The organism is Streptomyces sp. cg40 (assembly GCF_050320165.1).
GTDB lineage: Bacteria > Actinomycetota > Actinomycetes > Streptomycetales > Streptomycetaceae > Streptomyces > Streptomyces hokutonensis.
In genome coordinates, this window is the sequence record NZ_CP190128.1 from 9360766 (window position 1) to 9373680 (window position 12915).

A 12915-nucleotide genomic window follows, 5' to 3' on the forward strand; every position below is an offset into this window, starting at 1 on the left:
CAAAGGAGTTCACCGCCATGACCGTACGCGTCGGCATCAACGGCTTCGGCCGGATAGGCCGCACCTATCTGCGCGCGGCACTCGACCGCGCCGAGGCGGGCACCCAGGACGTCGAGGTCGTCGCGATCAACGACATCACCTCGCCCGCCACCCTCGCCCATCTCCTTGAGTACGACTCCACGTTCGGCCGCATCGGACGCGAGGTCGCCCACGACGACACCTCGATCACCGTCGACGGCCGGCGCATCGAGGTCACCGCCGAACGCGACCCGGCCGCGCTGCACTGGGCCGACTACGGCGCCGGCATCGTCATCGAGTCCACGGGCCGCTTCCGCGACCGCGACTCCGCCGCCCTGCACCTCAAGGCGGGCGCGCACACCGTGCTGCTGTCCGCCCCCGGCAAGAACGCGGACGCGACCATCGTGATGGGCGTCAACGACTCGACGTACGACCGCCGGCAGGACCGGATCGTCTCCGCCGCCTCCTGCACCACCAACTGCGTCGCCCCGATGGTCAAGGTCCTCCACGAGACCTTCGGCATCGACCGCGGCATGATGACCACCATCCACGGCTACACCAACGACCAGTCCCTCCTCGACGGCCCGCACAAGGACCTGCGCCGGGCCCGCTCGGCGGCCCTCAGTATCATCCCCACCAGCACGGGTGCAGCCCGCGCGGTCGGACTGGTGGTGCCCGAGATGGCGGGCGCCCTGGACGGCATCGCCGTACGCGTCCCCGTCGAGGACGGCTCGCTCACCGACCTCGCGGTCGTCCTGAACCGCGAGACGACGGCGGACGAGGTCAACGCCGCGTTCGCCGAGGCGGCCGACGGCCCCCTCAACGGCATCCTGCGCGTCTCGAAGGCCCCGATCGTCTCCCGCGACGTCATCGGCGACCCCGCGTCCTGCGTCTTCGACCCGGCGCTCACCCAGGCGAACGGCACCCTGGTCAAGGTCTTCGGCTGGTACGACAACGAGTGGGGCTACACCAACCGCCTCCTCGACCTGACGGCGCTGGTCGCCGACGACTGAGCACGACCGCGAGAGGCCCCATGAGGTGGGCCTGTGGGACGGGTTCCCGAGGGCCGATCGGCCCCACGGTCCACCCCCAGGCAGCCCATGGGGCCTCTCTCCGTTCCGCGGGACGCTCGAAGTGCCGAAGAACCCCGGAGGAGACCCCCGATGACGGACGACGTGCTCAACCGACCGACAGTCCACGCCCTGCTCGCGGACGGCACGACCGTGTGCATCCGTCCCGCCGAGACCGGCGACCACGACCAACTCCAGGGGCTCTACGAGGAGATGTCCCCGGAGAACCTGCGGCTGCGCTTCTTCGGAGTGAGCCGCCGGTCCGCCCAGATAGCGGCCGACCGGGCCGTCCGGCCGCACCCCGGATACCGGGCCCTGCTCGCCGAGGCCAAGGGCCAGGTGATCGGGCTCGCCGAGTACGACACCGGCGGCACCGGGACGGCGGCCGACATCTCCGTCGCGGTCGCCGACGGACTGCACCACCGAGGAGTCGGCACCCTTCTGGTCGAGCACCTGGTCTCCGCCGCCCGCGCCGAGGGCATCACGACGTTCACGGCCGACGCGCTCAGCGAGAACCACGAGATCCTGCGGCTCTTCGCCGACCTCGGCCTGCGCACCGCCCGCCGTTTCGAGGGCCCCGAGATGCGCTGCACCATCGAACTCGACGAGGACGAGAACTACCTGTCGGCCACCGAGGCCCGCGGTCGCGCCGCCGACGTCGCCAGCCTCGTACCGCTGCTGCGGCCGGACTCGGTCGCCGTCGTCGGCGCCGGACGTACGGCCGGTTCGGTGGGCCGGGCGATCCTGCACCACCTGAAGGCCGGCGGCTTCACCCGCCGCCTCCTCGCGGTGAACCCCGCGGCCACCTCGATCCTCGGCGTGCCGAGCCACCCCTCCGTCGGCGCCCTGCCCAGGACGCCCGACCTCGTGGTCGTCGCCGTACCCGCCGCCGCCGTCCCGGCCACCGCCGAGGAGTGCGGCAAGGCGGGCGTACGCGCCCTCCTCGTCGTCACGGCGGGACTCGACCACGCCCAGGCCACGGCGCTGACGGCGGCCTGCCGGACGTACGGCATGCGGCTCGTCGGTCCCAACTGCCTCGGGGTCTCCAACACCGACCCGGAACTGAGCCTCGACGCGACCTTCGCCGCGGGCCACCCGAGCCCCGGCACCGCGGGCATCGCCGTGCAGTCCGGCGGGGTCGGCATCGCGCTGCTCGACGGGCTGTCCCGGCTCGGGATCGGCGTCTCGACCTTCGCGTCCCTGGGCGACAAGTTCGACGTCAGCGGCAACGACATGCTCCAGTGGTGGGAGAGCGACGGCACCACCGACCTCGCCCTGCTGCACCTGGAGTCCTTCGGCAACCCGCGGGCGTTCTCCCGTACCGCGCGGCGCGTGACCCGCCGGATGCCGGTCCTGACCGTCGACGCGGGCCGCACCGACGCGGGCCGTCGCGCCGCCGCCTCGCACACCGCGGCGGCCGCCACCCGGACCATGACCCGCGGGGCGCTGTTCACCCAGGCCGGCATCACCGCGACCCACTCGGTCGGCGAACTCCTCGAAGCCGCCGCCCTGTTGCACTCTCAGCCGCTGCCCACCGGCTCCCGGGTCGCGATCGTCACCAACGCGGGCGGAGCCGGGGTCCTCGCGGCCGACGCCTGCGCCGAGGCCGGGCTCGCCCTGCCGACGCCCACCCCCGAACTCGTCGACGACCTGCTCGCCGTACTCCCGGAAGGCGCCGTCGTCGGCAACCCGATCGACGCCACCGCGGCGGTGAGCGAGGACCAGTTGAGGGACTGCGTGGGCCGGATCATGCGGCACGCCGGCGTCGACGCCGTGCTCGTGGCCCTCGTTCCCACGGCGGTCGCCGAGGCGACCGGCGACGATCTCGTCCGGGCGCTCACCCGCGCAACCGGACACAGGCCGAAGCCGATTGCCGCGGTACGGCTCGAACAGGCCCTGCCCGTCGAGCTGTTGCCCACCACGGACGGCCGTACCGTCCCCGCGTACGCCGAACCCCAGGCGGCGGCACGGGCGTTGGCGCACGCCGCCCGCCGTGCGGCCTGGCTCGCCCGGCCCGCCGGGACCATCCCCGACCTCGACGGCGTGGAGACCGCGCGCGCCCACACCTTCGTCGAGAACTACCTCGACGCGAACCCGGACGGCGGCTGGCTCGACCCACGACAGTGCGCCGAACTCCTCGGCTGCTACGGCATTCCCCAGCTCGCCTGGGCCTGGGCCGACACCGAGGACGGCGCCGTCCTCGCCGCCGACCGGCTGCGCGGCGCCGACGGCCGGGTGGTCATGAAGGGCCACTGGCCCGGCCTGCTGCACAAGAGCGAACAGCGCGCCGTCCACCTCGACCTGCGCGGCGACGCCCAAGTACGCGCCGCCTACCGGGACTTGGAGACGCGGTTCGCCGGACTGCTGACCGGCGTGGTCGTGCAGCCGCTCGCCGAACGCGGCACCGAGCTGTTCGCCGGCGTCGTCCAGGACCAGGTCTTCGGACCGCTCGTCCTGTTCGGGCTCGGCGGCACCGCGACCGAGATCCTCGCCGACCACGCGGCGCGGCTCGCCCCGCTCACCGACCACGACGTGCACGACCTGATCACGGCCCCGCGCTGCGCCCCGCTCCTGTTCGGCGCGCACGGCAGCCGGCCCGTCGACCTCGAAGGCCTCGAACAGCTGCTGCTGCGGCTGTCCCGGATGGCGAGCGACCTGCCGCAGCTGGCCGAGGCCGACTTCAACCCCGTACTCGCGGCACCGGGCGGAGTCTCCGTCCTCGATGCCCGCGTCCGCCTGCTGCCCCGCGGGGCGCAGGACCCGTATCTGCGCCGACTTCGCTGAGGAGGGAACACCATGAAGCACAACAAGATCGGCTCCGTGATGACCACGGAGGTCGTTCGCGCCACCTACGGGACGTCGTTCAAGGAGGTGGCACGCCTGCTCGGCGAGCACCGCATCAGCGGCCTGCCGGTGGTCGACGAGGACGACAAGGTCGTCGGAGTCGTCTCCGAGACGGACCTGATGGCCCGCCAGGCCGAGGCACCCGACCCGTACGAGCCGAAGAAGCGGTTCCGGTTCGCCGGTCTGACGCGCAGCGCCAGGCGGCGGGCGGCGAAGGCCAGGGCCCGCACCGCCGGTCAGCTGATGACCGAACCCGCCGTCACCGTGCACGCCACCGACACCATCGTCGAGGCCGCGCGGACCATGGCCCAGCATCGCGTGGAGCGGCTGCCCGTCCTCGACGAGGAGGACCGGCTCGTCGGCATCGTCACCCGCCGCGACGTGCTCCAGGTCTTCCTGCGCTCCGACACGGACATCCACGACGAGGTCGTCGAAGAGGTCCTGGTCCGTGCCCTGTGGCAGGCGCCGCGCAGCATCGACGTCTCCGTGGTCGAGGGCGTCGTCACGCTCGCCGGCCAGATGGAGCGCAAGAGCGAGACGGAGATCGCCCTCTCCATGACCCGCCAGATCGACGGTGTCGTCGCGGTCGTCGACCAGCTCACCTACCGGCGGGACGACTCGCAACTGCGGCCCGAGGAGCAGAGGTTCCACGGTGTCACCGAGGACTGGGTACGCCACGTGTGAAGTGAGAGGAGGGGACCGCCATGCCCACCAGCGTGCTGGTCACCTACGGAACGACGAACGGATCGACCGCGCGGATCGCCGAGGCCGTGGCCGAGGTCCTGCGCAAGGCGGGCCTCACCACCGACCTGTTGCCCGCCGGGTCCGTGTTGAGCGTCATGCCCTACGACGCCGTGGTGCTGGGTGGCGGGCTCTACGCCGGCCGCTGGCACCGCGACGCCCGCCGGTTCCTCAACCGGCACGGCCGTCAACTGGCAAAGCGCCCGGTGTGGTTGTTCAGCAGCGGTCCACTGGACGCCTCGGCCTCGGAGCGGGACATCCCGCCCGTGTTCGGCGTACGGCGGGCCATGTCCCGGCTCGACGCCAGGGGCCATGTCACCTTCGGCGGCTGTCTGGAGGACGGCGCCAAGGGGCGCATCGCCCAGTCGATCGTGCGCAACGGCAAGGGCGGAGACTTCCGCGACTTCGGCGCGATCGAGGAGTGGGCGGGGCGGATCGCGGACGAGTTGCTGCCGAAGGGGAAGGAGGACTGACCGACCTGTCGCACGTGCACTTCGGAGGGGACGGCCCCGGCGCGGCACCGATGCGCCGAGGCCGCTCCGTGTGGCGGGCGCTGTGGGCTGCGCGTCGTTCACCGGGGAGCGCGGATGCCGAGGACGATCGCGAGCATGAGGGGTGCCCGGTCCTCGGGGGTGGACATGGCGGTGAGTTGGAGGAAGCCTCCTGGGTCGGCGGCCGGTGCGATGCGGCGACCGGCGTCTGCGCACCCGTCGCGTCCGGCCAGGAGGGCCCGCCCGCCGCGAGCGAAGCCATCGCCAGTGACGTGTGACCCACGACACATAGGAAACGGTGCCGTTTTCTTCGCGGTCTCGCTAGTCTGATGCCGTCCGAAGAAAACGGCACCGTTTTGCAGAGGGAAGGGGCAGGTCGTGGCCGAGCAGTCCACCGCTCGTGGCAGCCGCTTCACCCCCCTGCGCGCGGCCCAGCTCTACGACGCCGTGCTCGACCTCCTGCGGGAGGTCGGATACGAGGCCCTTTCGATGGAGGCCGTGGCCACTCGCGCACGGTTCAGCAAGGCCACCCTCTACCGCGACTGGGGCGGCAAGCCCCAACTGGTCGCAGCGGCCGTGGAGTTCCGCAGGCCGACCCGGGTCGGCCTGATCGACACCGGTTCACTGCGCGGCGACCTGTACGCGATGGTGGACCAGGCCGACGACAACCAACTCGCGCGCGACGCCGCTCTGCAACTGAGCGTGGGCCACGCGATCTACACCAACTCCGAACTCCGTCGCACCCTGAGAGAGGTGAGGCTCAACCCGGCCCTCGACGACATCGGCACCATCCTCCGGCGCGGTGTCCACCGGGGCGAGGTCGCCCCGGACAACCCGGCGCTGGACGTCGTCCCGCCGATGCTGGTCAGTCTCATCGTCGCCCGCCCACTGCTGAGCGACACGGCGATGACCCGGGACGACCTCAGGCGGACCGTGGAAGCACTGGTCTTCCCCGCGCTCGGTCTCTGACCCACCCGAATCCGGGTCTTCACGCGCCGGCCCTCCCCACCGTCGGCGTGCACCGCACACCCTTCCCGCCCCGGCTTCCCGCGCCGTCGGCTCCCCGCGCCCTGCCCGGCCAATGACGGCCGCGCGATGACGCGCCCTCCCCTCTTTTCGCGTCCCCACACATCCACACACACCCCCACCTGACGCGCGCCGCTCACGTCGTCGGGGTACCCCCGCACGCCCTCATGTCCTGACGGGCGTCGCCAACGACCTGACCGAGAGAGCACCATCATGGCCACATTCCTGTACAGACTGGGGCATACCTCCTTCCGGCGGCGCCCCGTCGTCCTCCTCGTCTGGCTCGCCCTGCTGGGCGCCGCCGTCATCGCCGCCCTCAGCGCGCCGGCCACGAAGGCACTGCCCTTCACCCTGCCCGGCGCGGAGTCCCAGAAGGCGTTCGACCTCCTGGACCAGCGGTTCCCCGGCTCCGCCTCGGACGGAGCGACCGCCCGAATCGTCTTCAAGGCCCCTCAGGGACAGACGGTGACCACCGCGGCCAACAAGGCCGAGGTGCGGAAGGTCGCCAAGGAGATCGCGAGCGGCTCCGACCAGGTGGCCTCCGCGGTCGACCCCTACACCGCCGGGGCCGTCAGCAAGGACGGCTCGACCGCGTACATCTCCGTCACCTACAAGGTGACCGCGGCCGAGGTGGACTCCGACTCCCACGACGCGCTCGACAAGAGCGTGGAGCAGGCGCGTGCGTCCGGCCTCACCGTGGAAGCCGGCGGAAACGCCGTCAAGGTGGCGGCCCACGGCGCCGCCGCCGAGGTCATCGGCGTGATCGTCGCGGCAGTCGTCCTGGTCATCACCTTCGGCTCCCTGGTCGCCGCCGGACTGTCGCTGCTGACCGCGCTCATCGGCGTCGGCATCGGCTTCCTCACCCTCACCGCGCTCAACTCACCCCTCGAACTCGGCGACAACGCGGGGGTGTTGGCCCTCATGCTGGGCCTGGCGGTCGGTATCGACTACGCGTTGTTCATCGTCTCCCGCTACCGGTCCGAACTCGCCGAAGGACACCCGAAACAGGAGGCCGCCGCCCGCGCCACGGGCACCGCCGGATCGGCGGTGGTCTTCGCGGGCCTGACCGTGATCATCGCGCTGGCCGGACTCGCCGTGGTCAACATCCCCATGCTGACCAAGATGGGCTTCGCCGCCGCCGGATCCGTCACCATCGCGGTGATCATCGCCGTCACCCTCGTACCCGCCCTGCTCGGCTTCGCGGGTGACCGGGTGCTGTCCAAGCGGAAAGCCGGGGCGAAGAAGTCCCGTACGGAGAAGCAGCCCGGTGAGGCGAACACCCCGCTGAACACCCCGACAAAGTCCCCGATGGGTGTGCGCTGGGCGCAGTTCGTACTCCGGCGTCCGGTCGCCGTCCTCCTGACGTGCGTCGTCGGCCTCGGTGTGATCGCCGTCCCGACGGCCTCCATGACCCTGGGCCTGCCCGACGACGGCGCCCAGCCCACCGACACCACCCAGCGCCGCGCCTACGACCTGCTCGCCGAGGGCTTCGGCGTCGGCTTCAACGGCCCGCTCGTCGTCGTGGTCGACACGACCAGGAGCGACGACCCGAAGACGGCGGCCACCGACGTGGTCACCAGGATCGGCAAGCTCGACGACGTGACCGCCGTCGCCCCGCCCCGCTTCAACCAGGCCGGAAACACCGCGATCATCACGACCGTCCCCTCGTCCAAGCCCGCCTCCGAGGCCACCGAGAAACTGGTCGAGCACATCCGCGACACCGGCACGGCCATCGAGAAGGACACCGGCGCGAAACTACTGGTCACCGGCCAGACGGCGGTGAACGTCGACTTCTCCCAGAAAGTCAACGACTCCCTCGTCCCCTACCTGGCCCTCGTCGTCGGACTCGCCTTCCTGCTGCTGATGGCCGTCTTCCGGTCCGTCCTCGTCCCACTCAAGGCCGCACTCGGCTTCCTGCTCTCCGTCCTCGCCGCTCTCGGCGCGGTCGTCGCCGTCTTCCAGTGGGGCTGGCTCGCGAGCCTGATCGGAGTGGAGGAGACCGGGCCCATCATGAGCCTGATGCCGATCTTCATGGTCGGCATCGTCTTCGGCCTGGCCATGGACTACGAGGTCTTCCTGGTCACCCGCATGCGGGAGGCGTACGTCCACGGCGAGGGACCGGGACAGGCCGTCCTCACCGGCTTCCGCGACGGAGGACGCGTGGTCACCGCCGCCGCCGTCATCATGATCGCCGTGTTCTCCGGCTTCATCGGCGCCAGCGGAGCCATGATCAAGACGATCGGCTTCGGCCTCGCCGTCGCCGTCCTCTTCGACGCCTTCGTCGTCCGCATGGCCATCGTGCCCGCCGTACTGGCCCTGCTCGGCAAGTCCGCCTGGTGGCTGCCCTCCTGGCTCGACAGGATCCTGCCGAACGTCGACGTCGAGGGTGAGGGACTCGCCAAGTCCACCGCCCCGAAACCGGGTTCGGGACCGGGGAACGACGACCAGCCCCAGCCCGTCCACGTCTGACCGTCCGCCTCTGCCCCGTACGTCGATGCCCCCGGGCACGCGCGCACAACGCCCGGGCCCGGGGCCCGACCGGACCGCCTGCGCACACCCCGCACCCCGCTCCCGCCACCCCGTGGACACCCATCCCCCCACTGGAGCAGTCCGGCATGATCACCGTCCTCCTCGCCGACCCCCACGCCCTCCACCGCCTCGGCCTGCGTACCCACCTCGGCTCCCGCCCCGGCCTGACCGTCGTCGGCGAGGCGACCACCGGCGTCGAGACCGTCCGCATGCACGAACGTCTGCGACCGGATGTCGTACTCCTCGGCAGCGGCCTGCCCGCCACGGGCGTCACCACGACCGTCCGCCGCCTCGGCCAGACCCGCACCCCCGGCTCCACAGCACCCCGCGTCCTCGTCCTGAGCACCGCACACCGCGACGAGCACGCCTACGACGTCCTGCGCGCCGGAGCCGACGGCTTCCTCCCCGCCACCGTCACCCCCGACGCCCTGATCGCAGCCGTCTTCGCCGTGGCCGCCGGAGACGCCGTCGTCTCCCCCCGCCTGGCCGGCGCCCTCATCCACGCCGTCCGCTACGGCCCCCGACCCGAAATCCCGGTCCCCTCGGGCCGGTTGGAGGACCTCACCGAGCGCGAACGCGACGTCCTGGCGGCCCTGGCCGCCGGCCGGTCCAACGCCGAGATCTCCGCCCAACTCTCCATCGCCACCACCACCGTCAAGTCACACATAGGCAGCATCCTCACCAAGATCGGAGCCCGCGCCCGCGTCCAGGCCGTGGTCTTCGCCTACGAATCCGGACTCGTACGCCCACCCCTCACCCCGGCCGGCCCATCCCTCCCGACCCCCCACCGAACGACGGACCTTGAGGAACCGACATGCACGTACTTCTCGTCGAGGACGACCCCGCCATCGCCGAACCGCTGGAACGCGGCCTGAAGCGTTACGGTCACACCGTGCACCGGGCCGCCACCGGACAAGAGGCCCTGCGCGCGGGAACACACTGCGACTTGGTCCTGCTCGACCTGGGACTGCCGGACATCGACGGCCTGGACGTCTGCAGGCAGTTGCGCACCGCCGGCGACGTCCCGCTGATCATGATCAGCGCCCGGGACGGTGAGGCCGACAAGGTCGTCGGCCTCGAACTCGGCGCGGACGACTACCTCGTCAAACCCTTCCTCATACGGGAGTTGATCGCCCGCATGCGCGCGGTGCAACGCCGCCGCACGAACGCCCCGCCGCCCGCCCCGCAACCCTTCGAATCCGGCCGACCAGGGGTAGTGATCGACCTGCCCACGACCGGACGGAGACCCGACCGCTACGGCCGGGTCGTCCTCGACCGCCCAGCCCACCGCGTCTTCCTCGACGGAACCGAAGTCCCCCTGACACCAAGGGAGTTCGCGCTGCTCGCCTTCCTCACGGCACACCCCGACGTACTGGTGACCCGCGAGACCATCATGTCCTCGGTCTGGGACACCAACTGGTTCGGCCCCACCAAGACCCTCGACACCCACGTCTCCGCCCTCCGGCACAAGTTCGGCGACGCCCTGACCATCCAGGCCGTACGCGGCGTCGGCTTCCGGCTGTCGGCAACTGCGACTGCTCAGGCACCAGTTCGGCCGGGATCTCGACGCCACAAACACCAGAGCGGAGAAGATCCACCAACCGGCCCCGTCGGTCAGGCGTCGGTCCTTCCCGAGGTCGGGGCGGGCGTCGCGCGCAGGTCGACCAGCCGGGCGCGGGCGGCACTCAGGCGGTGGGCCAGCACCCGGCCGACCCAGTGCTCGACGGCCCGGCCGAACTCGGCGTCGTCCAGGCACATCAGACGGACGGCGACCGCGTCGAACTCGTAGGCCTGCACCTGGGTCACCGTCATGGCGCCCAACTGCCAGACGTACGGCTCGTACAGCCAGGACCAGCCGACGAGATCGCCGATGCCGAGCGTCTCGACGACGGGTGGCGGGCGGTCGGGCAAACGGATGTCGAGGGCGGCGGTGCCGGTCCTGATGATCCAGAAGCGGTCGGCGTGCCCGCCCTCCTCGAACAGCCGTGTACCCGGCGGGAATCGGACCTCGCGGCCGACCCGCAGCAGCCGTTCGCGATGGACGGACGGCAGTGCGTGGTTCAGACGGAGCGCGATCGAAGGGGGCATCTCTCTGTCTCCGTTCCGTGTGCGGCGGCGCCGACCCGGAGGGTGCGCGTGCCGAGGACGGCGATGCGCCTGCGCACCCTCACACCTCTCACCGTGCGCCACCGCCGCCCGCACCCACAGGGGCCGAACGACCCATCGGCCGGGGCCGACCCGCCCCGCCCCGGCCTACGACGGCACGACGGCGACCGGGCAGCGCGCGTGCTTCAGGAGGGTCGACGCGGTGGTGCCCGGGGCGGTGCGCCGGCCGATCACCACCAGTCCGGACGTCGCGGAGGCGTGGGCCAGGGCCTCGGGCGGCGGGAGCAGCAGCACGTCCGTCCGGACCCCGACGTCCGGGTACTTGCCGCGCCACGGGCGCAGCGCGTCGGTCAGCAGGTCCTCCTCGTGGTCCTCCCGGGCGGCGCGTTCCTGTTCCGGCAGGGGAAGGAGGGAGGCGGCCGCGTTGGCGGGAAGCGCCCAGGCGTGCACCGCGTGCAGCGGGACGTGGTGCAGCCGGGCCGTCTCGAAGGCGAAGCCGAGTGCGCCGTCCGACGGGTCCCGGGCGTCGATGCCCACGGTGACGGCGTCGGTGTGGCCCGGCACGTCGAGTCCCGCGAGAGTGCCGGGTACGAGGACCAGGGGGCCGGGGCACCGGGTGGCGAGGGCGGCTGCGGTCGAGCCCAGGGGGGTTTGGGTGTGCTGTCCTTCGCCGCGCAGTCCGAGCACGATTAGTTCCGCGTGGGCGCCCGCCGCGCGCAGTTCGGGGACGGGCGCTCCGGTGAGGCTCACTGGCCGGACGGTCAACGACGGGTGGCGGGCGGTGAGTTCGGTGACCACGTGGCCCGCCACGGTGTCCGGGCGGTAGGGCCACCGTTCCACCGGGTCGAGGTTCTCCGGCGGTGCCACATGCACCACCCGCAGCGGCAGCCCGCGCCGCAGCGCCTCACGCGCGGCCCAGTCCGCGGCGACACGGCTGCGTGCCGACCGGTCGACTCCGGCGATGATCACTCGTTCCATGGTGTGCCGCCCTCCAGGTCCGTGGCCCCTCCACGATGACGGTTCGGGGCCGGAACGTGGTGGGGCCGAACGGACCCGGGTGGTGACCTGGCGGCCCATACCTGCGGGCAGAGCGCGGGACGACGCTGGAGGCGAGGAGCAGACCGAGCGCAGGAGGTGCGGACCATGCTTCCGCCCGTCATCGCCGGAGTCGACGGTTCCGCGGAGAGTCTCGCCGCGGCAGGCTGGGCCGCCCGCGAGGCGGTACGCCGCGATCTGCCGTTGCGGCTCGTGCACGTCTGGAACTGGCATCCGCGCCAGGAGGAGGGCGAACCCGTCACGGCCGCCATGGGGGTACCTCCCACGCCCTTGAGGCAGTGGGGGAGGCAGCGGGCACGCCACGTCCTGCGACAGGCGAAGGAGCGGGCCCGCGCCGTCGCCCCCGGTCTCCACCTCTGCGACGAGCAGGTCGAGGGTCCCGCGACCGCCGCCTTGCTGAAGGCGGCCGGCGAGTCCGAGCTGCTGGTGCTGGGCTCGCGCGGGCTGAGCGGGTTCACCGGATTCCTGGTGGGCTCGGTCGCACAGGGCGTGGTGGCCCGTGCCACACGTCCCGTGGTGCTCGTCCGGGCGGACGAGATACCGGCCGACGAGCACCTTCCGGCAGGCAACGGCAGTGCCTCCGTCCTGACCGGCTACCGGGACGTGGTCCTGGGCGTCGACCTGGGCGATCCCTGCGACGCGGTGATCGAGTTCGCCTTCGAGGCGGCGCGACTGCGCGGCGCCCGCCTCCGCGCCGTCCACGCCTGGCAGCCGCCGTCCCCGCTGGGGCTCGGCCCCGGCGAGATCGGCCTGCTGGACGGAGCGCGGCGAGCCGGGGAATGGCACGGCTTCCTGTCCGCCGTACTCCAGGTGTGGCGCGACAAGTACCCCGGTGTCGAGGTCGCCGAGACGGTCACGGAAGGCCGGGCACAGTCCGTGCTGCTCCGGGCCGCCTCCGGAGCGGGCCTCCTCGTGGTCGGCCGGCACCTCACCGACCGGCCGGCGGGCCCGCGTATCGGCCCTGTCACCCACACCGCCATCCATCACGTCGGCTGCCCCGTGGCCGTCGTACCCCACGAGTGAGAGGCCGAGTC

The 12915-nt window shown here is 72.0% G+C and carries 10 protein-coding genes and 1 pseudogene; 9 read left to right on the top strand and 2 right to left on the bottom strand.

The features are described from left to right. The first annotated feature begins 17 nt into the window (after window positions 1–17). The 8 genes and pseudogenes from gap to ACQHII_RS42290 all read left to right on the top strand — a co-directional run. Entirely contained in the window at window positions 18–1031 is a 1014-nt protein-coding gene (gene gap, locus ACQHII_RS42255) for a type I glyceraldehyde-3-phosphate dehydrogenase (RefSeq protein ID WP_427924215.1), read from the top strand. 150 nt (window positions 1032–1181) lie between these two features. Beyond that, window positions 1182–3872, top strand: coding sequence for a GNAT family N-acetyltransferase (locus ACQHII_RS42260; RefSeq protein ID WP_427924216.1), 2691 nt, complete (start codon window positions 1182–1184; stop codon window positions 3870–3872). 12 nt (window positions 3873–3884) lie between these two features. Continuing rightward, window positions 3885–4616: a CBS domain-containing protein gene (locus tag ACQHII_RS42265; RefSeq protein ID WP_427924217.1), complete on the top strand. Its 732-nt coding sequence runs from the start codon at window positions 3885–3887 to the stop codon at window positions 4614–4616. 20 nt (window positions 4617–4636) lie between these two features. Next, window positions 4637–5146: a flavodoxin domain-containing protein gene (locus ACQHII_RS42270; protein WP_427924218.1), complete on the top strand. Its 510-nt coding sequence runs from the start codon at window positions 4637–4639 to the stop codon at window positions 5144–5146. Window positions 5147–5542: 396 nt separating this feature from the next. Next, window positions 5543–6133, top strand: a complete 591-nt coding sequence (locus ACQHII_RS42275; protein ID WP_427924219.1) for a TetR/AcrR family transcriptional regulator — start codon at window positions 5543–5545, stop codon at window positions 6131–6133. Between the two features lie 270 nt (window positions 6134–6403). After that, a complete protein-coding gene (locus ACQHII_RS42280) occupies window positions 6404–8659 on the top strand; it encodes an MMPL family transporter (protein WP_427924220.1) in 2256 nt (751 codons plus the stop codon). Window positions 8660–8805: 146 nt separating this feature from the next. Further along, a complete protein-coding gene (locus tag ACQHII_RS42285; protein WP_427924221.1) occupies window positions 8806–9594 on the top strand; it encodes a LuxR C-terminal-related transcriptional regulator in 789 nt (262 codons plus the stop codon). Next, a pseudogene (locus tag ACQHII_RS42290) lies at window positions 9534–10181 on the top strand (response regulator transcription factor); the annotation flags it as partial. The gene ACQHII_RS42285 and the pseudogene ACQHII_RS42290, both read left to right, overlap by 61 nt. 152 nt (window positions 10182–10333) lie before the next feature. Here ACQHII_RS42290 and ACQHII_RS42295 read toward each other — a convergent pair. Both ACQHII_RS42295 and ACQHII_RS42300 read right to left on the bottom strand, forming a co-directional pair. After that, the gene (locus ACQHII_RS42295; RefSeq protein WP_427924222.1) at window positions 10334–10807 is read right to left on the bottom strand and encodes a cyclic nucleotide-binding domain-containing protein; all 474 of its coding nucleotides are present in this window, start codon (window positions 10805–10807) and stop codon (window positions 10334–10336) included. 165 nt (window positions 10808–10972) lie between these two features. After that, a complete protein-coding gene (locus ACQHII_RS42300) occupies window positions 10973–11803 on the bottom strand; it encodes a universal stress protein (protein WP_427924223.1) in 831 nt (276 codons plus the stop codon). Between the two features lie 165 nt (window positions 11804–11968). On the opposite strand from ACQHII_RS42300, the gene ACQHII_RS42305 reads away from it, so the two are divergent. Continuing rightward, entirely contained in the window at window positions 11969–12904 is a 936-nt protein-coding gene (locus ACQHII_RS42305) for a universal stress protein (RefSeq protein ID WP_427924224.1), read from the top strand. The last annotated feature ends 11 nt before the right edge of the window (window positions 12905–12915 follow it).